The sequence below is a fragment of the Streptomyces sp. NPDC016309 genome (assembly GCF_043077235.1).
In the GTDB taxonomy this organism is placed as follows: Bacteria; Actinomycetota; Actinomycetes; order Streptomycetales; family Streptomycetaceae; genus Streptomyces.
Genome location: NZ_JBIBSG010000015.1, coordinates 52005 through 75250, shown reverse-complemented (window position 1 = coordinate 75250; position 23246 = coordinate 52005). Strand labels below are relative to the sequence as shown.

Below are 23246 nucleotides of genomic sequence, written 5' to 3'. Positions count from 1 at the left end.
GCTATGACTACCGATCGGCGCACCCTTCTGGCGGACGCGGCTCTCGACGTACTCGCCGACGAGGGAATGCGCGGCCTGACGCACCGCGCGGTCGACCGGAGAGCCGCCATGCCGCCGGGCACCACCTCGGCCTACTTCCGCACCCGCGCCGCCCTGCTCACCGGACTCGTCACCCGCCTCGTGCACCTCGACCAGGCGGAACTGCACGCGACGGCCGAAGAGCTCCCACCCCTCCGTAACCGCGAGGACCTGGTCGACGGCATGGCGCTGCTCACCCGGCGGCGACTCACCGGTGAGGGACGCCGTCGCTCGCTCGCCCGCCATGCCTGCGCCGTCGAGAGCGTGCGCGACCCGGAGCTGCGCGACATCCTCGTCCCCCGTGAGAACGCCGGCCGCGAGGCCGTCCGCCGGTTCCTCACCGCGCACGGCGTCCCGGACGTCGAAAACCGGACCGACACGCTGCTGACGTGCCTCGACGGACTGGTCTTCGACCGACTGGTGAACGGTGGGGAAGTACGGCGCGAGGCACTCGAGGGCCTGGCCGCCGCCGCTCTGCGTTAGGGCGACGGCGATGCCCGCCATGCCGCCGGTCCGGACCGGGGGCCGGCGTCACGCCACCGTGGGGGTAGCCCTCGTGGCTCGCGCGGTGGACACCCTCGCCCTCGGCCGCGGGTGGTGGGCCACCTCCGCGATCCGTCTGCCCGCCCACGCGCGACTCCTCACCGGCGACACCGCCGGCGGTCCGCGGACCCCGCGGACGGCGGGGGAGGGGAGGGCCCTGGCGGCAGGTGCGGCCCGCCTTCCGGCCCGCGTTGCTCGCGCTGCCGGCCGGCACCGCCCGGCATGCGAGGTGGCTCACGAGGTGCCGCTGAAGAGGCTGTTCCCGGCTCCGTGTCCTCACTGTGCGCCGCTATGCTCGCTTCCGTGGGCGAGATCGTGGTGGTGCGCGATGGCTCTGGGCCGGAGGTTCTGCTGGTGCATGGCGGTGCCGGTCCGCGGACGACGTGGGGCGCTCTCGCTCCACTGTCGGACCGGTGGACGCTGGCGTACGTCCATCGCCGGGGTTATCCGCCGAGTCCACCACCGCTGGAGCGCCAGGACTTCGAGGTGGACGCCCGGGACCTGGCGCCGCTGCTCGCCGGCCGCCCCCACGTGGTCGCCCATTCCTACGGCGTTCTCGGGACGCTGCTCGCGGCCGCTGCCGCGCCGGGCGGCATGCGCTCACTCACCTTGATCGAACCGCCGCTCAACCACCTTGTCCCGGACGATCCCGATGTGGCGCGGCTCGAGCGCATCGGCGATGCGGTCCTCACCCACGGAATGGGTACGGACCCGACCGAGCTGCGCGAGTTCCTCCGTCTCGCGGGCGCGCCCATCGGCGACGGCCCGCTCCCCGAAGGCGTGGTCGCCGGCGTCCGGCGGGCGCACGGGAGCCGGCCGACCAGCGAGGCGCGCCCACGGCTCGAGGTGATCCGGGACACCGGCGTTCCGGTGCTCGTCGCGTCCGGGGACCACTCGGCCGCGCTCGAGCGGATCTGCGACGCCCTCGCGGATGCGCTCGGTGGCAAGCGCAGTGTGCATCCGGGCGCCGGTCACTTCGTCGCCGCGGCGCCGGGGTTCGCCGAATACCTTGACGCCTTTCTGCGGAGCGTCGCGCATCGAGGGTCCGGCGGCCACTGAGGACGGCGGCGAAGGCGCTGCCACAGAACGAGCGGGGCGGTACAGAAAGCTGTACCGCCCCGCTCGCGTTCAGAGGGCGCGTCCACGCGGGTGGCGTGCCCTGAGCCCGTCCTTCATATGCCGCCCGGCCGGACTCCTAGACCAGGCCCGGCGGGTACCCGTAGTGCTGTCCGCCTCGTGTGAAGGCGCGCCAGGACTCCTCCGCGCCGGAGCGGTCCGGGAGGACCTCGACCCTGAACCCGCGGCTCGCCTCCAGGGTCAGTGCCCCTGCCGGGCCCTGAAGGACCGTCTCGACCTGCGGGCAGGCCCCGCCGAGAACGCGGCTGAGGAGCGCCGCGCGGTCGTCGTACACGGTGGCGAAGGTGTCGAAGGCCTCCGGTTCGGCGCGGCCGCGCGCATACGTCATGTCGCGTGAGCCCAGCAGTACCTGGCCGTCGTGGAGCACCCGGAAGGCGCACTGGATGTGCAGCGCGAGGTCCTCCCCCTGTCCGCCCGTGAGTTCCAGCACTCCCATGTCCGCGGCGCGGCCGACCGAGCGGATCACTGCTCCGGTCAGCAGCCGCCGGACGCCGGTCGACTCCATGTCAGCATCCACCGAACAACCCCTTGGCCTCATCGATGATGCGATGGTAGTCGTACCCCTGACCGGTGATCCGGTCGTGCAGGGCACGGCGCTCGGCAGGGGTCACCTGGCGGCCGAGGTCGCGCTCGATGGACCGCAAGGCGTCCTTGAACTGCTTGTTCTCCGCCTGGTTACCGCGAGGTGAGTGGTGGCCGTCGTCGTTCTGGTTCCCCGACTGCCAGTCCCGCTTGAGCTCCTCCAGCCCCTTTTCCCAGTCGAAGCCGCCGTCGTTGTGCACGAGGACGGTGGTGGCGCCGGCCTTCACGTAGAAGGTGTGGGTGTGGGCGACGGTGAGGTTGTAGACCGTACGTGTTTCCGCCCACGCACGTGTGGCGACGACGGTACGGAGCTGCCCGTCGGCACTGCGGAGCCGGTCGCCCGGGCGTACCTGCCCGGCCTCGACCCAGGCACGTCGGTCGACATGCCACAGCGGGTGGTTGTCGGTCGCCGTGAACGAGCCCGTGGCGCCGCCGCTCGGACCATCGGTGTCCAGGGTGAGACGGACGAGGCTTTTCGGCCCGGTACCGGTGATCACTCTCTGTACCGTCTGCGGCAGCGTCAGGCCGGAGCGCGGGTCGGTCGCGAGGACCTGGTCCCCGAGTCGTACGTGCTGGATCTGCTTCTGCGTGCCGTCCGCCATGAGAACGGGTGTCCGGGGCGTGAAGCTGTTGGCCCGGGGCACCGGGCAGACCTTGGGCTTCTTGCCGAACATGCCCTTGAACATGCCGTAGGCCTTGTCACCCCACTTGCCGAACTTCACGGCGGAGGCCCCGTAGCCCGCCACCGGAACGGCCGAGGCGCAGGACAGGGCTGCGTCGACAGCGTCGCCCTCCGCCCCGTACCAGGCGCAGTTGGCGCCGTCGGCGAACTCACCGAGGCCGGGGACGAGGCCGGCGACGTCGAGCAGCAGGTGTCCGCTGTCGGACCAGGTCCACTCGTCGGCCCGGGCCTCCTCCTCGGCGGTCTTGCGCAGCGCCTCCTCGCGGGCCTTGCGGGCCTGCTCGTCCCGGCGCCGGGCCTCTTCCTCGGCGCGCCTCTTGGTCTCGGCGATCGCCTTGGCCTCGGTGGCGGCCTTGTCGGCTTCCGCCGCGTCCTTCCCGGCAGCCTCGGCGGACGCACGCGCCTGCCGCGCGGACTCGGAGGCGTCCTCGGCGGAATGGCGGGCCCACGCGGCGGAGGTGCGCGCCTTCCCCGCCGAGAGCTGTGCTTCGGCGACGGCCTTCGCGGCGTCCGCCTGCGCCTTGCGGGCCGCCTTGGCCGACTTCTGGGCCTCTGCGGCCGACGAGGACGCCTGATTGGCGGACTCGCCGGCTTCGGCGGCGTACTTCTTCGCCTCCTGCGCCGATGCGCCGGCCTTGTCGGCCCACGTCTTGGCCTCGCCCGACTTGCTCCGGGCGAGCGCGGCCACCCGCTGCGCCTCGGCGGCGTTCTGCTGGGCGGTGGCGGCGGCGGCGGCCGCCTCGGCGATCATGTGCTGGATGTCGGCGATGTGCGTCGCGGCCAGCGCATCCTGGCGTCGGGCCCGGTGCTGGCCCACCGTGATGAACTGGTGCAGTACCTGGGGAGTGCCCTCGACGGCGACGCTCGCCGCGGCCTTGAGCTCGGGGCCGCCGGTGCTGGCGAGCCGCGAGGCGCCGAGTTGCTCGTCCTTGACGCGCGCGGTGTATTGACCGGACGTGAGGAACGTCCGCAACGTGGTCGTGTTGCCGTCCAGGGCGGCGGTGGCCGCCTCTTTGGTGGCCACGTCGCCGGTACTCACGAGCTGCGAGATCCGCAGCCGGTAGTCGTTGGCCGCGGCCTCGTGCTGTCCGGTGGTGAGGAAGGCGTGTATGCGTGTGGCGTCCGTGCCCAAGGCCTGCTCGGCGGCCTTGCGCACAGCCGGCGACTCCGCTTCCTCGGCCAGGCGCTCGACACGGGCCCGCTCGTCCCGTTGCGCGGCCTCCTTCCAGCCCGTACGCATGTAGGCGACGACGTCCTCGTCGGAACCCGCCAGGACGTCGCCGGCCGCGGTGCTGCTCCACGGGCCGCGCGTCTTCATGGTCACCAGGGCGACCCAGCGGCCCTTCGCGACGATCCGTGACCGGTCCGCGTCCGGCCGGGCGGCGTACTCGGAGACCTGGTCGACCAGGGTGTCCAGGCCGTCCAGGGCCTTGGCGTTCTTGCTGGCCTGGGCCGCGTTCCGTTCGTAGGCCGCCCGGCTCTCCCGTGCGGCTTCCAGAGCCGCGGCGGTTCGGGCGGTGAGTTCTTCGGCCTCGCTCTTGCGGGTCAGCTCGAAGGTCTCACGCGCCTGCTTGACCGCGACTGTCGAGATGTCGGCGGCCTTCTTCGCCTCGTCGGCGTGAGCGGTGGACTCCTTGGCGGCGTCGGCGGACTTGCCGGCCTGCCTGGCCGCCTCCTCCGCCGCCCCGGCCGCGTTGTCGGCGTGGTCGGCGGCGCTGTTGGCGGCGTCCCTGGCCTGGTGGGCCGCTGCGGCGGACTCCTCGGCGAGGCTCTGGGACACACCCGCGGCGCGGGCGGCCTCGCGGCCCTGACGGCGGGCGGTGGCGGCGGCCGCGTCGGCCTCGGCGGAGCTCCCCCCGGCCGCACGGGCGAGAGCGCCGGCACGGTCGGCCTCGCGGGCGGCCTCGTCGGCGTTGCGGCCCGCGCTCGTTGCCGACGCGGCGGCGGAACCGGCGGCGAGCGCGGCGACTCCGGCGGCCTGGGCCGCGAGCGCGGCCTGACGTGCCTGCTTCGCGATGGACCGTGCGTCCTCCGCGGCCTTGCGGGCGGCGGAGGCCTGGCCGGCGTCGGTGGCGGCCGCTGACGCCGCCCCTCGGGCGCGGGCGGCCGCGTCCGCGGCGCCGGCCGCGGCGAAGGCGGCCTGCGATGCCGCAGCGGAGGCGACCCGTGCGGCGGCGTTGGCGGCGCGGGCTGCGGCGATGGCCTGCTGTGCTGCCGCGGCAGCACCCTTGGCGGCGCGGGCGGCCCTTCCGGCGGCGGCGGAGGCGAGCTTCGCATCCCTGCCGGCCGCCGCGGTTTCCCTGGCGGCCTGGAGCGCCGACTCCTTCGCCAGGGCAGACGCCTGGACGGCTCGGGCCGAAGCCTCCTTGGCGGCATCGGTCTGCTGCTTCGCCTGCGCTCCGGCCGCCTTCGCCCGTTCCACGAGCTCCGCGACGGTGGCCCGCTCCTTGTCCCTCGCGCGGGCGATGTACTGCCCGACCTGGAGGAACTCCCGTACGTCCTCGATGGTGCCGTCGACGGCGGCCATCGCCGCCGCCTTGGTCGCCGGCCCACCGGTGCTGACTATGCGGGAGAGAGCGAGGCGGTCGTCCGCCTCGGCAGCGGTGAACTGGCCCTTCTCCAGAAACTCACGGACCTTGTCGGGCCCCCCGTCCAGCGCGGCGACACCGGCGGACTTGACGTTCGGGCCGCCCTCGCTGATCAGCTGTGAGATCCGTAGCTGTCTGTCCTGCTGCAGCGGCTCCCGCCAGCCGTCACGCAGGAACGCGCGTGCCTGGTCGGCGTCACCGCTGTCCAAGGCCTTGACGGCCGTTTCCCGCACCTTGGGTCCGCTCACGGAGTACAGCTGCGAGAACAGCATCTGCACGTCGTGGCGTTCCGCGACGGCCTGCTCCTTGTCGAGGAACAGCCGGATGTCGGCCTCGGATCCCTGCAGGGCCACCTCTGCGGCCGCCCGAACGGAGGGGCCGCCGGCATTCCAGGCGTCCAGGATGCGTTGACGGTCGGTCACGGGAGCCGTCGCGGTGGCAGCCGGTGCGTCGTCCGCGTGCGCCGGCGCCAGGGCTCCCAAGGTCAGCGAGAGCGTCAGGGCGCCGAGGCACACCGTACGCATGCCCCGCGCCCGCCTTCTCCCAGCTCTATTCACGTTTCAGTTTTCCATTCAATAAACCTCGCCTGGTCAGGGCGAGGTCGCCGAATATCGGCCGACGCAGCATATATCTCAGGACGCCGACGTCCCTCACGAAATACGGAATAGGAAATTCCGGGGGGTGACGGGTTGTCACGCTCCCGCGTTCCATTGGTCGGTCATCTGTTATGACGTCGTTATGCTGGCCGAAGGTGTGACGGACCGGTGAATGGAGGTGATACTTTTTGGAAAGGCCCACGCGATCGGGCCTTCTTTGCGGCTGCCGTCTTGCGCCGCGTCCTTCGAAGGGAAAATCTCGTGATACTTGGCGTGCGTAAAATGATGCTCGCGGGCGTCGTCGGCACTGTGTTGACGCTCACCGGGCTCTCGGCGCTCACCTCGGCGAACGCCGCTCCACGGACCGCGCCGACGGCCCTGGCGGCCGCGAACGGAGCAGAGGCGGAGCCGCCCTTCGCCGTAGAGGACTTCACCTACCCGGACGCCGAAGGGATTCTCAAGGAAAAGGGAATCCGGCTGCACCGCGGTGACGGTCGCATCACCTTGACGGACTGTTCCGCCCCGCATCAGATCCAGGTGTGGACCCTGCAGAACACCGAGGGCCGGTACTGCTTCAGCACGTCGGGAAAGACCGGATATCTCAGCCTCGAAGTCGATCGCGTCCACGCCATCCGGACCGACGACCGTGCCGTCCGGGCCAGTCTCACGGCGGAGGGGAAGACCACGACCGTCGATGTCCCCAAGGACGACTACAAGCCCGTGGGTGAGGGCGACGAAAAGGACCCCCGCCCCGCGGTGCTCGTGGAACTCCGGGTGACGGGCTGAGGCCTGCCTGCGCTTGCGGTGCCCTTCCGCCACCAGGCCGGCCCTCCGCCCCTAAGAAGGGCACTCATCCGGCCGCCGGTGCCGCCGGTGCCGCTCACGGCCCGTTGGCCCCGCCCACGACAAGAAGATCACGGCGCTCGCCGAGCCCGAGTCGTCTCCTGACCCCCGCCTCCCGACGGTGCCCCGTGTCTCGCGGGACCGTAACGGGGCGGTGTGCCGTTGCTGCTCGGTTCGGCGCTCTCCGGCTCGGCTCTCCCCACTCCCTGCAGAAGGAATGCTCATGTTCGATACGCGTCCGCGGCGTCCGTGGATGGCGGCCGGTCTCACGCTCGCCATAGGCTGCAGCCTCCCCTTCGCCATCGGCTCCGCCCACGCCACCGTCGGCACCCCGGACACCGGTACGTACGCCTACACGGCCCAGCTCACCATCGGCGACGAGGCCCACGCCCGGGGGTGCTCGGCCACCCTGATCGCCGCCGACTGGCTCCTGACCGCCAAGAGCTGCCTGGGGACGGACGCCACCGCCGGGGCGTCGAAGCAGCCGATCAAGGCGACCGTGGGCTCGACGACCTACCGCGTCACCGAGCTCGCTCCCCGTACGGACCGGGATCTCGCCCTCCTGCGCCTGGACCGGCTCGTCACCGACGTCACCCCGGCCACGCTCACCTCCGCCGCTCCTGCCGCCGACGCCGCGGTCACCGCCGCCGGCTACGGCCGCACCAGGACCGAGTGGGTCCCCGGCAAGGTGCACACGGCCTCGTTCAAAGCCTCCGCCGGTACCGCCACCACCCTCACCCTCGACGAAGCCGGGCCGGGCGGAACCATCTGCCAGGGCGACGCCGGAGGCCCCGTTCTGAACGCCGGCGGCGAACTCGTCGCCCTCAGCAGCCGCTCCTGGCAGGGCGGCTGTCTCGGCACCGACCCCGCCGAGACCCGCACGAGCGCCATCGCCGTCCGCACCGACGACCTGCGCGAGTGGATTCTCCAGACCCGTTCCCTGGCCACCGGCTGGAAGACCGAGACCCTCGTCCAGGCCGGCAACACCGTCTACCAGAGCATCCGTCTTGCCGGTGGCGACTGGACAGGCTTCACCGACGTCCAGAGCAAGGCCGGTGACATCGGTGGCATCCGCGCCGCCGCCTCCGCCGGCATCAATGGCGACACCCACGTCCTCGCGATCAGCAAGGACGCCCGCCTGTTCCACACCATTCGCAAGGCGGACGGAACATGGGGCACCTTCGGCGACGTCGGCGCGGTCGCCGGCCGTCTCGGCAACCTCACCCAGGTCTCCGCCGTCTCCATCGGCAACGACCTCCACGTCGTCGCCCTCGCCGACGGCAAGATGTTCCACACCGTCCGCAATGCCACCGGCCACTGGACCAGCTTCGGCGACATCGCCGGCGCCGTCGGCCCGATCGGCAAGGTCACGGCCGCCGCCACCGCCAGCGCCGGCGGCCAGCTCCAGGTCACCGCCATCAGCGGCGGCAAGGCCCACCACACCATCCGCAACACCGCTGGTCAGTGGACCAAGTGGGGTGACGTCGCCGCGGCCGTCGGCTCCCCCGTCGGCCCCATCACCTCCGTCGGCATGGCCGGTACCGCCAACGACGCCCACATCGTCATCGCCACCGACAACGGCACCCGCCAGTACCACGCCATCCGCAACGGCAACGGCACCTGGACCCCCCTCGGCGACCTGAAGGGCATCCTCGGCACCGTCACCGCCACGTCCGTCTCCGCGGCCGCCGTGGACGGCGAGCTCCAGCTCGCCGTCACTACCGCCGACAACAAGGCGCTGCACACGGTCCGCCACACCGACCGCACCTGGACCGCCACCAGCCAGGTCGACCTCCGGGGTGTCCCGGCAGTGCCCGGCGCCATCGTCCTTACCGGCACCCTCTGACACCCGCGCCTTGCCCGCTGCCCCTGGCGTCTCCGGGACATCAGGGGCACCAGGCGCCCGTCGCGGGGCCCATCGTGAAGGAAAGCCCATGACTGATACCCGTCCGCGCTCGGTGCGGATGACCTGCCTGCTGGCCACGGCCACCGCGGTGGCCGCAAGCCTGGTCTCGGCGGCCCCCGCCCAGGCCCTCGCCGGTTCCGAAGCCCCGTCCGGTCAGTACGCTTCCGTCGTCAAGGTCGACATCGGCGACGAAGCGAACAGCCGGGCCTGCACCGGCACGCTCGTGGACGAGTGGTGGATCGTCACCGCCGCGAGTTGCTTCGCCACGAGCGCGGGCGGGCAGGTCCCCGCGGGGAAGCCCGCTCTGCCGGCCACCGTGACCCTGGCCGGCGGGGAGACCCGCGAAGTCACCGAACTCGTTCCCCGCGCCGAGCGCGACCTGGTCCTGGCCCGTCTCATGCTGCCGGTCAGGGGCGCGACCACGGTCAAGGTGTCCGCCACCGCCCCGGCCCCCGGTACAAGCCTCAACTCCGCCGGTTTCGGCCGGACGAGGACCGCTTGGGTGCCGGGCAAGGTCCACACCGGTACCTTCACCCTCGACTCCGCGGACGCCACCACGCTGGCGATCACCGGCAAGGGAACCGACGCCCTCTGCAAGGGAGACACCGGCGGTCCCCTCCTCGACACCGCGGGTGAACTCGTCGGCGTCAACAGCCGCTCGTGGCAGGGCGGCTGCCTGGGCACCGACCCGGCCGAAACCCGCACGGGTGCCATCGCCGCCCGCATCGCCGACCTCGCCCAGTGGATCACCAAGACCACCGAACCGCGGCGTTCCGCCGCCGCGAACGAGGCCGGCGGCGCCGACCAGATCCGCTTCGCCGACTGGGACGGTGACGGCAAGCCCGACTACATCAGCATCGCCGCGAACGGCAACGTCAGCGTCTGGCTGAACCGCGGCCCCAACGCCTGGTCGGGCATCGGCAAGGTCGCCAGCGGCACCACCACCGACCGCTCGCGCGTGCGTCTCGCCGACTACGACGGTGACGGCAGGGCCGACTACTGGGTCATCAACCCCAACGGCTCCGTCAACGTCCACATCAATCGCGGAGGCGATGGTGGCGGCGGTTGGCAGAACCGGGGCATCATCGCCTCGGGCATCACCAGCAAGCACGATCAGGTCCGCTTCGCCGACTGGGACGGCGACGGCCGCTCGGACTACCTCACCATCCTCGACGACGGCAGCGTCAGCGTCTGGCTGAACCACGGCGACAACGCCTGGGCGGGCATCGGGCGGGTCGCCAGCGGCACCACCACGGACCGCTCGCGCGTGCGTCTCGCCGACTACGACGGTGACGGGAGGGCCGACTACTGGGTCATCAACCCCAACGGCTCTGTCAACGTCCACATCAACACGGGCGGGGACGGACACGGTGGCTGGAAGAACCTCGGCCAAGTCGCCTCGGGAGTCACCACGGAACACGGCCGCGTCCACTTCGCGGACTTCGACGGCGATACCCACGCCGACTTCCTGCTGCGCGGCAGTGGCACCAGCACCGCCTACAGTGCCTGGCTCGGCAACGGCAGCGCCAACGCGTGGAACGGCATCGGACAGATCGCCAGCGGTGTGTAACCGTCCCGGGACGGCAGGCGGGTCGGAAAGCCCGCTCAGCCGTACGTCACGGACCTGACGGCGCCCCGGGGACGGGCTCGTCCCCGGGTTCCGGGGTGTTGCTTCCCGGCGAGGCGGCACCGCCCATGGCGCTCACCGCGGTCCGCGCGGCGGCCACGAACGCGGCGATCGCCGGGTGCGTGCCGCCGCCCGCGCGGTAGGCCACCCGGGAACGGCGGAAGAGGGGCAGCCGGATCAGGACCACGCCGTCAGGTGCGTGGTCGGTGGCCATCTCCGGTACGAAACCGACGCCTTGCCCGATCGCGGCCAGTGCCAGGACCGTACGGAAGTCGTTGACCTGATGGCGGATGCGCGGCTGGAAGCCGGCCGCCTGACAGGCGCGTACGGCCATCGCATGCCCGGTCGTACCGTCCCGCGCCGTGATCCACGGGGACGCCGCCCACGGTCCGAGCAACTCCGCCAGCGTGCCACCGCGGGCGGCGGGACGGGCGGCCTCACCGGGGTCGCCGGCGGCACCCGTGGCCAGGAACACCGGCTCCTCCAGCAGCGGCACCTGCTCGACCGTGGTGTCCGGCGACGCGGGGACGAAGTCGTAGTCGTGGACGAGGGCCACGTCGAGCTCGCCGGCGCGCAGCCCGTCGGAGACCCGAGCCGAGTCGATCTCCCGCACCATCGGTTCCAGCGCCGGGTGCCGCAGGGCCAGTTCGGCCAGCGCGGCGGGCACGATCGCGGGACCGCCGGAGGGGAACGTACCGATCCGCAGCGAGCCGCCGATGCCCTCGCGCGCCCCGGCCAGCTCGCAGACCGCCCGCTCAAGGCGTTCGAGAACGGCGTCGGCGTGGGCGGCGAGGGTGCGCCCCGCGGGCGTGAGCACCACCCGTCGGCCACTCCGCTCCAGCAGGGGTACTCCCGCCTCGCGCTCGAGCACGCTCAGCTGCTGTGAGACGGCCGAGGCGGTGAAGGACAGGGCCTCGGCCACGGCCGCGATGGTGCCGCGTCGGTCCAGTTCACGCAGCAGGTGGAGGCGTCGCACATCGAGCATAAGGACAGCTTACGCATGAGCCAAGAAACCTGAACTGGTTCTACTGCATCTGGTCGTCCAGGCTGGTCGCATGAAGACCGACGTCACACTCCACGGCCTGTACGTCCCCCTGGTGACACCGTTCACCGACGACCTGCGCCTTGCCCCGGACGCGCTCGCCCGCCTCGCCGACGAGGCACTCTCCGGCGGCGCACAGGGACTCGTCGCCCTGGGAACGACCGCGGAGGCGGCCACACTGACGGCCGAGGAGAAGCAGACCGTGATCCGCGTCTGCGCGGCCGCGTGCCGAGCCCACCGCGCTCAGCTGATCGTCGGCGTCGGCACCAATGACACGGCCGCCGCCATCACCACACTTCGCCGGCTCGCCGAAGGCGGCGAGGTCACCGCGGCCCTGGTGCCCGCCCCGCCCTACACCCGGCCCGGTGAGGCGGGAACACTGGCGCACTTCACCGCGCTCGCCGAACACGGAGGCCTGCCGCTGGTCGTGTACGACATCCCCTACCGCACGGGCCAGCCCCTCAGCCCCGGCGCGCTCCACGCACTCGCGCACCTGCCGGAGGTCGTCGGCGTCAAGTACGCCACGGGCGCGATCGACGCCGCCACGATGGAACTGCTCGGCCGGCCGGCTCCGGGCTTCGCGATCCTCGGCGGCGATGACGCCGTCATCTCGCCGCTGCTGGCCGCGGGCGCCCAGGGCGGCATCCTGGCATCGGCGAACATCCGCACCGCGGACCACGCCGAACTGATCGCCCTGTGGCACCGCGACGCCACCGGCCCGGCCCGCCGTCTGGGAGCCGAACTGGCCCGGCTGTCCGCCGCGCTCTTCGCCGAGCCGAACCCGACCGTGATCAAGGCGGTCCTGCACGCCCAGGGCCGCATCCCCACCCCGGCCGTCCGCCTCCCGCTGCTGGCCGCCTCCCCGGACGTCGTCCACCGGGCGCTGAACGTGTGCGCGGCCCGCACCCATCGGACCGGTGACGAGACCGTGTCGTAACACCGCCCCCCTGGGCGTCCGCCCGCAGCAGAAGGAAGCCGACCCCGCCCGGCGTTTCCGACCCGCACCGGCGGCGCTCCGTGCTCGGCGACGGCCGGCGGAGGGCCGGCGGACGTCCGACCGAGGTCCGGCCGACACCGTGCGGTTCGCCCTCACCGGGCCCTTTCCTCATCCCCTCCGCGTATCCTGCTGGCCGCCCGCGGGATCCGCGGGTGCCGTCGCCCCACGGGTGGGACGGCAGGAACGGGGGAGGGCACGTGAAACCGGTGGAGGCGACGGACCCGGCTGCCGTCGGGGGATATCCCATCCTGGCCCGCCTGGGCGCCGGGGGCATGGGCCAGGTCTATCTGTCCCGTACGACGTCCGGACGGCCGCTCGCGTTGAAGACCGTTCGCCCGGACCTGGCCCAGGCCCCCGACTTCGAGGCGCGCTTCGCCCGAGAAGTACGCAACAGCGACCTCGTCCGCTCGCCGTTCACCGTCTCCGTGATCGACTTCAGTCCGCCCGGCCACCGCCCCCAGTGGCTCGCGACCGAATACGTCCCCGCCCCGTCGCTGGCCGACTGGGTCGTGGCACACGGCCCGCTCGCGGCGGTCGCCCTCCGTGCGCTGGCCGGCGAACTGGCCGCCGCCGTCGCGGCCGTTCACGCCTGCTCGCTGGCGCACCGGGACATCAAGCCGTCCAACATCCTCCTGGGCAGGAAACGGCCCATGCTCATCGACTTCGGTATCGCGCGGGCGGCGGACGACTCACGGCTCACCCACAGTGGCGGCGTCATCGGCTCTCCGGGTTACCTGGCCCCCGAGCAGGTCTCGCGAGGCATCGTGACCGAGGCCGGTGACGTCTTCTCTTTCGGCTGCGTCCTCGTGTTCGCGGCGACCGGACGCAGCCCGTTCCAGCATCCGGGCGAGGAGGTCTCGGCGGCCTCGCTGCTGTACCGCATCGTGCACGAGCAGGCCGACATCGATGATGTGCCGCCGGATCTGTTGCCCGTCGTGAGACGCTGCCTGGCCAAGCAGCCGGAGCAGCGTCCCACCAGCAGGGAACTGACCGACCTGCTGCCCCGCCCCTCCGGCTCGACCTGGGCCAAGACCCTGCCGGCCGGGCTCGACGACGAACTCGCGGCCCGCGAGACGGAGATGACGCGCCTGATCACGGCGCCCATGGCGCCCATGCCCACGGCACCCCGCGTCACGACGGCCGCGCCGCCGCCCGCCCCGCCCGCCACCCCGCCGGCTCCGGCTGTGGCCGGCCCCGGCGGAGTCTTCGGACCCCCGCCCTCTCCCGGGGCGAATCCCGGCAGGCCGTCGGGCGGATGGCCCGCCGCCACCGGTACCAGCGGGCCTACGGCATCCACGTCACGCACCGGGTGGCTCGCTGCCGCCGCAATGGCCGTCACCCTGACCCTGGCCGTGTGGCTGTACCCGTTCGACGGAGACGACGACCGGACGGGAACGGATGCGAAGGACGGCGGGCGCCCCGCGCCTTCCGCCTCGGCGACCGTGCCGACGCTGCCGCGCGAGTGGGCGGGGGTCTGGACCGGCACCGGCCCGGGCAACCCTCGTGCCGATGGGCGACTCGCGCCCCGTACCACGTCGTTCACGGTCACCCTGACCCTGCACGCCGCCGCTGTCGGCGAACTCGCCGGCAAGCAGGTCAGCAACGTCACCGAGGCCGGCACGCGACGGGAGGTGGGCTGCACCGAAGCCCTCGAACTGCGGGGCGTACGGGGAGCCACCGTCACCCTCGAGGCGGTGACCAGCCACCCCACCGACCGCTCGGCCTCCCTCCTGACCTGCGAGAAGGGCCACCTGTACGTCGTCGAGCTGTCGGGCGAGGACACGATGACCCTCGGCGAAGAGGGCGCCCAGTCCGCGGGCGCCCCCTCCCGCCTCCACCGCAGCACCGGAACCCGATGACCTCTTCATCCGGCTGACCGCGTCACACCGGCGCCCGCTCCATCGCTCAGGCCGGTGACCGGGCCCCGTCAGGCCAGCTCGATCTGGTAGCGCAGGAAGCCGCGGTTCTCGGCGACCTTGTCGTAGAGCCGCCGCGCCGTCGCGTTGGACTCGTGGGTGTTCCAGTACACCCGTACGCAGCCCTGCTCGCGCGCCCAGTCCGCCACGGCGGCGATCAGCGCCCGCGCCACACCCCGGCCCCGCACCGCCGGGTCGGTGAACAGGTCCTGGAGGTAACAGACGTCCGGGCCGGAGGTGTTGGCGTGCACGAAGAAGTGCGTGATGCCGACGACCCGGCCGTCGAGCCGCGCCACGCGCGCGTGCATCCGCGCCCCCGCCAGGAACTCGCCCCAGGCCCGCTCGTACATCGCGGGCGGCTCGACCCGCTGGTAGAAATCGATGTAGGCGCGGAACAGCGCTTCCCAGGCTTCCCGGTCGGCCGGCTCGGGCTTCTCGATGGTGATCATGCCGCCACTGTCGCACGGACCCTCCCTGACGTCACAGAGCGCGGACGGCCCGCTTCCCGTCCCCCCTCGCGCGGCCGCCCCCTTGACAGCGCGGCCCGTGTTGTGGCTGGTCAGGGCGGTGAAAAGGCCCTTCTGACCCTCCGTCATAGTGGGCGCCATGGACTATGACGTAGTGGTGGCCGGAGCCGGCCCGGTCGGACTGATGCTGGCCTGCGAGCTCCGGCTCGGAGGCGCGCGGGTGGCCGTCCTGGAGCGCCGCACCGAAGTGGACCCGACGATCAAGGGCGGGGCGATCACCACGCCCAGCGCCGAGGCGCTCTACCGCCGGGGCATGCTGCCCGCGCTGGCCGAGGTGCAGCGGCAGACCATGGACCGCTTCCAGGCGTTCCTGCGCGAGCGGAACGGCGGGGACACAGGCGGTGCCGCGGGCCAAGGGCTCGAGTTCGTCGGGCACTTCGCCGGAATCATGCTGCGCGCCGACCTGGTCGACCGTACGGCGCCGGGCCTCGGCGACGCCGGACCCGCCGCCGAGATCGCTTTCGTGGCGCAGCAGGACATCGAGCGGCTGCTCGCCGGGCGGGCGGACGAGCTCGGCGTCGACATACGCCGGGGAGAGGAGCTGACCGGCTGCGACGCGTACGAGGAGGCCGTCACCGTGCGGACCGGCCACGGGACCCTACGCGCCGGCTGGCTCGTGGGCTGCGACGGCGGCCGCAGCGCGGTCCGCAAGCTCGCGGGGTTCGCATTTCCCGGTACGGACCCGGAGATCACCTGTCACCAGGCGGTCGTGGAGATGACCGGCGCCGAGGACCTGAAGGTCGGCTGGACCGCCACGGACACCGGGGTGTACGCCCACGGGCCGATGCCGGGCCGCATCGTCACCGTGGAGTTCGACGGCCCGCCGGCCGGCCGGGACGTGCCGGTCACCACCGAGGACCTCCAGGCGCGGCTGCGCCGTGTGTCCGGTGTGGACGTCACGATCACCAGGGTGCGGACCGCGACCCGCTTCACCGACCACGCCCGTCAGGTCACCGAGTACCGCAAGGGCCGGGTGCTGCTGGCGGGCGACGCGGCGCACGTGCACTCCGCCTTCGGGAGCCAGGGGCTGAGCCTGGGAATCGGGGACGCCATGAACCTCGGCTGGAAGCTCGCCGCGGTGATCGGCGGCCGGGCGCCGGAAGGGCTGCTGGACACCTATACCTCCGAGCGGCACCCGGTCGGCGCGGGGGTCCTGGACTGGACCCGGTCCCAGGTCGCGGCCATGCGCCCGGACCCGCGGTCCCGGGCCCTGCGCGAGATCGTCAGCGACCTGGCGGCCACGGTCGTGGGCACCACGTACTTCACCGCACGGCTCAACGGTGCCGGAGTGCGGTACGAGCTGCCGGGCGAGCATCCGCTGATCGGCCGCAGCACTCCGGACCTCGAACTCACCGACGGCGGCCGCCTCGCGGACCACCTTCACGGCGGCCGGGCGCTCCTGCTCGACCTCACCGACGACCCGGAGCTCCGGTGCCTCGCCGCGGGGTACGCCGGCCGCGTCGACACCCTGACGACCGGCTGTCCGTCCCGCCCGGAACTGGCGGCGGTCCTCGTCCGTCCGGACGGCTTCACGGCCTGGGCGGCCGACGCGGGCGCGCAGGCACCGGCGTCGACGGCCGGGCTGGCGGAGGCGCTGGAGGAGTGGTTCGGCGTGCCGGAGGGTGCGGTGACGCCGGGCTGATCCGCGGCGCTGCCGACCGACTCGAACCCCACCACGGCGGCCGCACCCGGCTCCGGCGCATCGGGCCGAGACCGTCGGGGACGTCGCCCGGCCGCTGGACCGACCAGTGACCAGTACGACGGCCCCAGCCACAGAAGTACCTCTGTGGCTGGGGTCCACCTCCGGGGCCCGGGCGCCGCACAGGCGGTCCTGCGCGAGCAGCCGCCTTTTCGACGCCGAGCGCCGGTCAGTACGCGGTGGGCCAGCCACCGCTCCACTTCAGCAGGTTGATCCCGAGCTTGGGAGCACCCTTGTCCTTGCCGTCGTAGTAGTGGTAGACGAGCAGGTCCTTGCCACCGTCGGACATGATGTCCTGCCCGCCCGGGCCGATCACGGATCCGTGTGACGACATGACCACGGTGCCGCCGCCGCGGTTCATCGCGACGCCGTTTCGGTCGTAGTAGGGCCCCGTGGGCTTGGTGGCCCGGCCGACCTTGATCTTGTACGTGGAGGTGGTACCGCTGCAGCAGGTGTCGTACGAGGCGAAGAGGTAGTAGTACCCGTTCCGCTTGACCACGGTCGGGCCCTCCACCGCCCCCGGCGCCGTGGGGCGGGAGGCGAGCGAGTGGCGGGTGGTGTCCCCCGCGTACTGCTTACCGGTCTTCGGGTCGAGGCGGATCATCTTGATCCCGCTCCAGTGGGAGCCGAAGACCAGCCACCACGTGCCGTCGCCGTCGACGAACAGGTCGGGGTCGATGGCGTTGTAGTCGCTGCCGGACGTGGAGGAGTGGACGATGCCCTGGTCCTTCCAGCTGCCCGGCTTGCCGGTCGTGGAGGTGGCGAGGCCGATGGCCGAGTTGTTGGAACGGAATGTCGAGACGGAGTAGTACATCAGGTACCGGCCGCCATGACGGGAGAGGTCGGGTGCCCACGGGTCGTTCTCCGGCGAGTAGCGCGACCACCAGCGGGGCGGCGTGGAGAAGGCGTTGCCGTTGCGGCTGAAGGCGACGCGGTCGGTGGAAGTGCGAACCTCCAGGTGGCCGTGGGTGGAGTGGAGCAGGTAGCGCCCGTCCGGCGCGCGGAGCATGGTCGGGTCGTGGACGACGACGTCGCCGGTGACCTTCCCGGGGCCGGGGTAGGGGGAGGCGCTCGACGGCACCGCCGCGGCCTTCGGCTGCGCGTCCTCTCCGAACGCTCCGAAAGCCGTGCCGTAGGCCATGACCCCGGCGGCGGCCAGCGCCAGCGGGATTCCTGACAGCAGGGCCGTCTTCCTTCTGCGGTGCCGCGCCTTGCCGTGGCCGTGCAGCTCAGTCATGCGTGCTTTTCCCAATCTGTACATGCGTGGGGGGCGCCTGTGAGGAACGGCGCTGCTCGACAGTTGCCGCCGAGTCGAGGAGGGTTGCCGTCCCGTCGAAATACGTGCCTCCGGCCGCTGCCCCCGCTCCCCGGCACCGCCCCGTGGGCGGGAGGCAGCCCGCCCCGGGAGGCGGCCGGTAGAGTCGGTGCGGTACGAAGAAGCTGCTCAGGCTCAGGGGGTGGCGTGTGAAACGTCCCCGGATGCCGGCGGAGCGGGGGTTCGCCGCTGTCCACACCCGAGCGGGCGCCGTCCGCGTCTCGGCGGCTCGCTGCGCAGGCAATGTCCTGCGAGACGACCGATCGACAGCGAGGTGTACGGGATTGGGCCGGCGTGGCCCGGCCGGTTTCGGGAAGGCGCACGACGCCGATCCGCTCGCCGCCTGCTTCGATCGCTCCGGCCGGCAGGCGTACGGCCGACGACCTGCGCGAGGGCCCCGCGCGGGCTGTCGGTAGAGTCGGGCCCATGCAGCGTACGACCGTCGATGGTGTCACCGTCCTGTGGGCTCCGGGCCCGGCTCCGCTCGGCGCGGCGCTCACCTTCGGGTGCGGGGCCCGGGACGAGACCTTCCGTACCATCGGGGTCACCCACCTCATCGAGCACCTGGTGATGAGCACGCTGCCCCGCCTGCACCACGAACACAACGCCTCCGTCGACCTGGAGGCCACCCGGTTCACCGCTTCCGGACGCCCGGACCAGATCACCGACTTCCTGGCAGCGGTCTGCGCCGCCCTGTCCGACCTGCCGCTGGACCGGATAGGTCACGAGGCGGGCGTTCTCACCGCCGAGGCGTCCTCGGTCACGTTCCCGGCCGCCGCCTTCCTGCTCAATCAGCGGTTCGGTGCCCGAGGGCCCGGCCTCGCGCCGTACATAGGGCCCGGATACGACCGGCTGTCCGCGGACGCCGTCCAGGCCCACGCTGCCGCGTACTTCACCCGCGCGAACGCCGTCCTCCAACTCACCGGCCCCCCGCCCGAAGGCCTGCGGCTACCGCTGCCCGAGGGCCGGCCGCCGCACCGCACGGCCCCCGCCGCACGTACCGGCGCGTCCTGGGACGAGGCGGCGATCGAGGGCGCCGGCATCACGCTGGCCACGCCCTTGGGCTCACCGGCCGCCGCCCTCGGCCTCGCGCTCCTCGAACACCGGCTCACCGCCGTCGCACGGCACCACCGCGGCCTGAGCTACGCGGTCCAGGTCGAGTCGAGCCTGCGCGACGAACACACCACGGACGCCGTGCTCTCGCTGGACTCCCGCCCCGGGCACGATGCCGAGATAGCGCGGCTGCTCTGGCAGGAAGCACTGCGCCTGGGCCGCGAACTGCCCACCGAGGACGAGCTCACGGAGGAGATCGAGGGTTTCCGGGAGAGCTACGAGGACCCGCGCGCCGTCCAGGCGGAACTGGACCTGGCGGCCTGCTGCGAGCTGTTCGGACTGCCGCCACGGGACGCCGCGGCCCGGCTGGCCGGCTTGCGCTCCGTCACGCCCGAGGATGTACGCGCGTGCTTCGCGCGGGCGCTGGCCACCGCGAAGCTGGCCGTCGCGCCGGGCGTCGAGCCCCGGTTGACCACCCTCGACGGCCGGCCGCTGCCTCGCGGTGGCTGCTGTGAGCCCGGCGAACCGCCCGTGGGCGAGGTGTTCCGGCCGCCCCTGCTGGCGCGCGCGAGGTACGGCGCTGCGCGCCGGTCCCGGCTGGTACTGACCAGCGACGGCGTGGCGGAGGTCGACGGGGACGGGCGACCGCACCGCATGCCCTTCGGCGAGATCGTCGGCGTGGAAAGGGACGGTGACGACCGCACCCTCTTCGGGGCGTCCGGTTGCCTGATCGAGCTGTCGCCCCAGAAGTACAGCGGCTGCGGCAAGGCCATCCGGGCGGTGGACGCGGCGGTGCCGGCCGGCCTCGCGTACGAGGTCTCGGACCTGACGCCGCAGGAACGCGAGGAGACGCAGCGCCCGAGCCCGGGCCGGCCGCCCAGGACGTGAACGCGGGCCACTGGACCTCTGATCCGTGGCGCGGAGGAGGATCACTCGGGTTCGGCAGCATGGTCCCGGCGCCGGGCGCCGTGAAGGGTGCGCGCCGTGGTGCAGTGGCTGGGCCGGACCGGCGGCTTGCCGTGAGGACGTCGTGGACGGTGCCCGAGCGGCGTGGCGATGGAGCGCGACCCGCCGGGTGACGGTGGCGGTGGCGGTCCGGGAGACGGCGGTGCGGCGCCGCCGTACGGTGGCGACGGCGCCGACGTACGTCAGTCAGGATACGACTCAGTTGTACGTGATGTCCGATGCCGAGAAGCGGCACGCGGTGCCGTCGGGGCCACTGCCCAACTGGGTGGGCTCCTTGCCGGTGTTGTTGCCCTTGAAGCGCACGCAGGTCTTGATCTTCTTCTTCGCGTCGCCGTGGATCCGGATCTTCGACAACGTCGCGGTGTCGCCGTAGTTCTGGTTGATGCCGACGATCGACTTGCCCGGCGCGGTCACGTCGATGTCGCTCAGCACGATCGTGCGCTTGTGCTGCGTCTTGCAGTTGCCGCACGAGCGGACGAGCTTGCCGAAGCCCTCGACCTGGAAGCCGGTCACGGTGAGCTTGCCGGCCCCGTTGAACTGGAGGACCTTGTCGTCGGCCTTCTTCGCCCCGCCGCCGATGACGTTGTACGTCGCCGACGCCGACTTGCCCTTGAAGGTGGCGGCGTCCTCGCCGACGTCCAGCCACCACACGTTCCGCAGCGTGCAACTGCCCTTGCAGTGGACGCCGTCGGCGGCGGGTGTGCCGATGATGACGTTCTCCAGGACGGCGCCGTCGGCCAGCTCGAACAGCGGGGACTGACCCTCGTCCTGGCCGCTGCCGCCCAGGGCGCCGGTGCCGTAGAACTTCTTCATCCCGCCGTCGTACTCACCGGAGACCGGGATGGTCTTCGGCACCGGCTTGCTGCCGGTGTCGGAGGGCCAGGACGCGGCGGCCCCGGCCGGGGACAGCATCGTCGTGGTGACGATCGCCGCACCGGTCAGCCCGAGGGCGGCGGCTCCGCTGATCACGGCCCGGCGCGTGGTGACCCGGCGACGGTGGCGGACGCGCTGTTCAGTTCGTGCAGTCATGCCCATTCCTTGCGTGGGGAAGATCTTGCACCTTCTGGCCGCCACGGGTGGGAGAAAGGTTGCCGCGTCCACGGGGCTGTCCGAGCACAGTGGTCCGTCCTGCTCACCGGCGGCGGGCGCGCCCGGCATCGGACCCGCGCCAGGGGGAGGCGTCCGCGAAGTCTCGCCCGGGCCGCGGTGTCCTGCACGAGCGCTCGCGGCGTTGTCGTCGGTCGTCATGGCGCATGGCTTCGCCATGACTCCCTCCTCCGCCTCGCGATCGCACGCACCGGACGCCGTGGTCCCCGCCCTCCGGGCGGACGCCGATACTTCGCGGACTCTCCTCAGGTCCGCTGGGGGCCGTGCCAGTCCAGACATACGGCGGTGGCATCGTCCTCGAGCCGGCCGTCGGCGGCGTCCCGGACCGCGGACGTCAGCGCCAGCGTGGTCTCCCGCGGGTGCAGATTCCGGGTCTGCTCCAGCAGGGCGGCCAGGTCGACCTTCTCGCCGTGACGTTCGAGCATTCCGTCGGTGAACATGAGCAGACGGTCACCTGGCCGAAGGTCGAGTTCCTGCACACGGTAGGGGTGGGGAGTCAGCTCCGACAGCCCGAAGGGGTGGTCGACGTGGCAGGTGATCGCCTCCACAGCCCCGTTGCGCATGCGCAGCGGCCAGGGATGACCCGCGTTGACGATCCGGGCCTGCCCGGTGCGGAGATCGATGCGCAGGAGCTGTCCCGTGGCGTGACCGTGGGCGTGGGCGATCAGTGCCTGGTCTGCCCGGTGGGCCTGTTCGGCCAGGTCGGCGCCGGCCCGGCGGGCGCCACGCAGGGCGCACACCAAGACCGTGGCGGCCAGGGCGGCGTCGATGTCGTGGCCCATGGGGTCGGTCACCGACACGTTCAACGTATCGCGGTCCACGGAGTAGTCGAAGGTGTCACCGCTGAGGTCCTCGGACGGCTCCAGGTTCCCGCACAGCGTGAACTGCGCGGCCTCACACGACAGCGAAGCAGGCAGCAGCTGGTACTGGATCTCAGCCGCCAAGGTGGGCGGCCTGGAGCGTTTGCCCCAGGTGTAGAGGTCGGTGAAGCGACCGTTGGCGATCACGATGTAGCCCAGTACATGTGCGGCTTCGCCGAGTGCCTCAAGGACGGCCTCGCCGGGGGCGGCCGGCAGCAGCAGCTCCAGCAGCCCGATCGCGTCCCCTCGGTTGGTGACCGGGACGATCACCTGGTGCCCCTGGCCGGTCGCCTCCAGGTGCAGGTGCTGGGTGCGGATCACATCCCCGTAAACGCTGCCGAACAGGGGAATCCGCTCCGCCTCCCGACCGCCCGGCGCAGCGGAGACGGACAGCCGCGCCACCGCCTTGCCCGTCAGGTCCAGGATGAGGAAGGAGACGTTCGTGGCGTTGAAACGCTGCTGCAGGTCCTCCGCGACGACGTCGACGGCGTCCGCCGGCGCCGCCGTCTCCGCTGCGGTCAGCAATCGGGGCAGTCTGCTCTGTCCACCACTCACGACCGCGGCCCCTTCCACCTGCCCCCTCCCACCAGCTTGGGAACCGCCGCGGCGAGCGTCAATCGGTGAGCAGCCGGCTGGCCGAGCAGGAACACCTCACGCGTCGGAATCCACCTCCTTCCTGGTCTCCTCGGTACGACGGCTACCGGGCGCCACTGTCGGCCCCGGCCCGGCCGGGCGGTCCGGTGCCGCCGCCGTCCCGGCGCGGCGGCGGATCCAGCGGCACTTCCCCGACCTCGTACACAGGCAAGCGCAGCGCGTCGGTCCAAGGCCCACCTCCGCGAGCTGCTCGCCCTGGACCGGCACGTCGCACGCACCACCGGGGCCGGCACCGCCCCCCCGAGCGCGATGACGCAACGAGGTACCGATGAGCAGAACGACGGTGCGGCCGAGCTCCCGCTCGACCGCACCACGCTCCGTGGCCACCGGTGTACGCCGCGCCACCGGCCGCCGGCCCGAGCGCCGCGCCGCCCCACTCTCTCGGGCCCGTACGACCAGGTGGCCCTGCCCGTCGCTGTCCCCGGTGATCTCTCCGGCCCCGGGCGAGCGGCGCAGCCCCTTGATCCGCGGCCCGGCGCGGAACGTGCGGCCGGCGCGCAGGCCCTTGACGGAGGCGGCCACGGCGGC

Annotated in this window: 16 protein-coding genes; 9 read left to right on the top strand and 7 right to left on the bottom strand. The window is 72.4% G+C overall.

Annotated features, from left to right (window positions below):
* Positions 1–3: 3 nt before the first annotated feature.
* Together ACF068_RS29120 and ACF068_RS29115 are read left to right on the top strand one after the other, a co-directional pair.
* Positions 4–561, top strand: coding sequence for a TetR/AcrR family transcriptional regulator (locus tag ACF068_RS29120; RefSeq protein ID WP_392277281.1), 558 nt, complete (start codon positions 4–6; stop codon positions 559–561).
* Between the two features lie 363 nt (positions 562–924).
* Positions 925–1680 carry an alpha/beta fold hydrolase gene (locus tag ACF068_RS29115; RefSeq protein WP_392277280.1) on the top strand — a complete coding sequence of 252 codons (756 nt, stop codon included), beginning with the start codon at positions 925–927 and terminating at the stop codon, positions 1678–1680.
* A gap of 136 nt (positions 1681–1816) precedes the next feature.
* Here ACF068_RS29115 and ACF068_RS29110 read toward each other — a convergent pair whose 3' ends face one another.
* The gene (locus ACF068_RS29110) at positions 1817–2275 is read right to left on the bottom strand and encodes a hypothetical protein (RefSeq protein ID WP_392277279.1); all 459 of its coding nucleotides are present in this window, start codon (positions 2273–2275) and stop codon (positions 1817–1819) included.
* Positions 2265–6134 (bottom strand): polymorphic toxin-type HINT domain-containing protein, encoded by a 3870-nt coding sequence (locus tag ACF068_RS29105; protein ID WP_392277278.1) that lies wholly within the window; start codon positions 6132–6134, stop codon positions 2265–2267. The genes ACF068_RS29110 and ACF068_RS29105 overlap by 11 nt, the downstream gene beginning before the upstream one ends.
* Before the next feature lie 333 nt (positions 6135–6467).
* On the opposite strand from ACF068_RS29105, the gene ACF068_RS29100 reads away from it, so the two are divergent.
* The 3 genes from ACF068_RS29100 to ACF068_RS29090 all read left to right on the top strand — a co-directional run bounded on the left by ACF068_RS29100 (position 6468) and on the right by ACF068_RS29090 (position 10525).
* Entirely contained in the window at positions 6468–6992 is a 525-nt protein-coding gene (locus ACF068_RS29100) for a hypothetical protein (protein ID WP_392277277.1), read from the top strand.
* Between the two features lie 280 nt (positions 6993–7272).
* The gene (locus ACF068_RS29095; protein WP_392277276.1) at positions 7273–8895 is read left to right on the top strand and encodes a trypsin-like serine protease; all 1623 of its coding nucleotides are present in this window, start codon (positions 7273–7275) and stop codon (positions 8893–8895) included.
* A gap of 88 nt (positions 8896–8983) precedes the next feature.
* A complete protein-coding gene (locus ACF068_RS29090) occupies positions 8984–10525 on the top strand; it encodes an FG-GAP-like repeat-containing protein (RefSeq protein ID WP_392277275.1) in 1542 nt (513 codons plus the stop codon).
* Between the two features lie 46 nt (positions 10526–10571).
* On the opposite strand, the gene ACF068_RS29085 is transcribed toward ACF068_RS29090, so the two are convergent.
* Positions 10572–11567 carry a LysR family transcriptional regulator gene (locus tag ACF068_RS29085; protein WP_392277274.1) on the bottom strand — a complete coding sequence of 332 codons (996 nt, stop codon included), beginning with the start codon at positions 11565–11567 and terminating at the stop codon, positions 10572–10574.
* A 70-nt stretch (positions 11568–11637) separates the two neighbouring features.
* On the opposite strand from ACF068_RS29085, the gene dapA reads away from it, so the two are divergent.
* Together dapA and ACF068_RS29075 are read left to right on the top strand one after the other, a co-directional pair.
* On the top strand, positions 11638–12561 hold the full coding sequence (gene dapA, locus ACF068_RS29080) for a 4-hydroxy-tetrahydrodipicolinate synthase (RefSeq protein WP_392277273.1): 924 nt from the start codon (positions 11638–11640) through the stop codon (positions 12559–12561).
* 257 nt (positions 12562–12818) lie between these two features.
* Complete coding sequence (locus tag ACF068_RS29075) at positions 12819–14480, top strand: serine/threonine-protein kinase (RefSeq protein ID WP_392277272.1); 1662 nt, start codon at positions 12819–12821, stop codon at positions 14478–14480.
* Positions 14481–14548: 68 nt separating this feature from the next.
* Here ACF068_RS29075 and ACF068_RS29070 read toward each other — a convergent pair whose 3' ends face one another.
* Positions 14549–14986, bottom strand: a complete 438-nt coding sequence (locus ACF068_RS29070) for a GNAT family N-acetyltransferase (protein WP_392277271.1) — start codon at positions 14984–14986, stop codon at positions 14549–14551.
* Positions 14987–15143: 157 nt separating this feature from the next.
* On the opposite strand from ACF068_RS29070, the gene ACF068_RS29065 reads away from it, so the two are divergent.
* Positions 15144–16706 carry an FAD-dependent oxidoreductase gene (locus tag ACF068_RS29065; protein ID WP_392277270.1) on the top strand — a complete coding sequence of 521 codons (1563 nt, stop codon included), beginning with the start codon at positions 15144–15146 and terminating at the stop codon, positions 16704–16706.
* Between the two features lie 226 nt (positions 16707–16932).
* On the opposite strand, the gene ACF068_RS29060 is transcribed toward ACF068_RS29065, so the two are convergent.
* A complete protein-coding gene (locus tag ACF068_RS29060; protein ID WP_392277316.1) occupies positions 16933–17904 on the bottom strand; it encodes an arabinan endo-1,5-alpha-L-arabinosidase in 972 nt (323 codons plus the stop codon).
* Positions 17905–18504: 600 nt separating this feature from the next.
* Between ACF068_RS29060 and ACF068_RS29055 the strand changes: the two genes are divergently transcribed.
* A complete protein-coding gene (locus ACF068_RS29055; protein WP_392277269.1) occupies positions 18505–20019 on the top strand; it encodes a hypothetical protein in 1515 nt (504 codons plus the stop codon).
* Between the two features lie 276 nt (positions 20020–20295).
* On the opposite strand, the gene ACF068_RS29050 is transcribed toward ACF068_RS29055, so the two are convergent.
* Positions 20296–21126: a pectate lyase gene (locus tag ACF068_RS29050; protein WP_392277268.1), complete on the bottom strand. Its 831-nt coding sequence runs from the start codon at positions 21124–21126 to the stop codon at positions 20296–20298.
* Between the two features lie 323 nt (positions 21127–21449).
* Positions 21450–22589 carry a PP2C family protein-serine/threonine phosphatase gene (locus ACF068_RS29045; RefSeq protein WP_392277267.1) on the bottom strand — a complete coding sequence of 380 codons (1140 nt, stop codon included), beginning with the start codon at positions 22587–22589 and terminating at the stop codon, positions 21450–21452.
* Between the last annotated feature and the right edge of the window lie 657 nt (positions 22590–23246).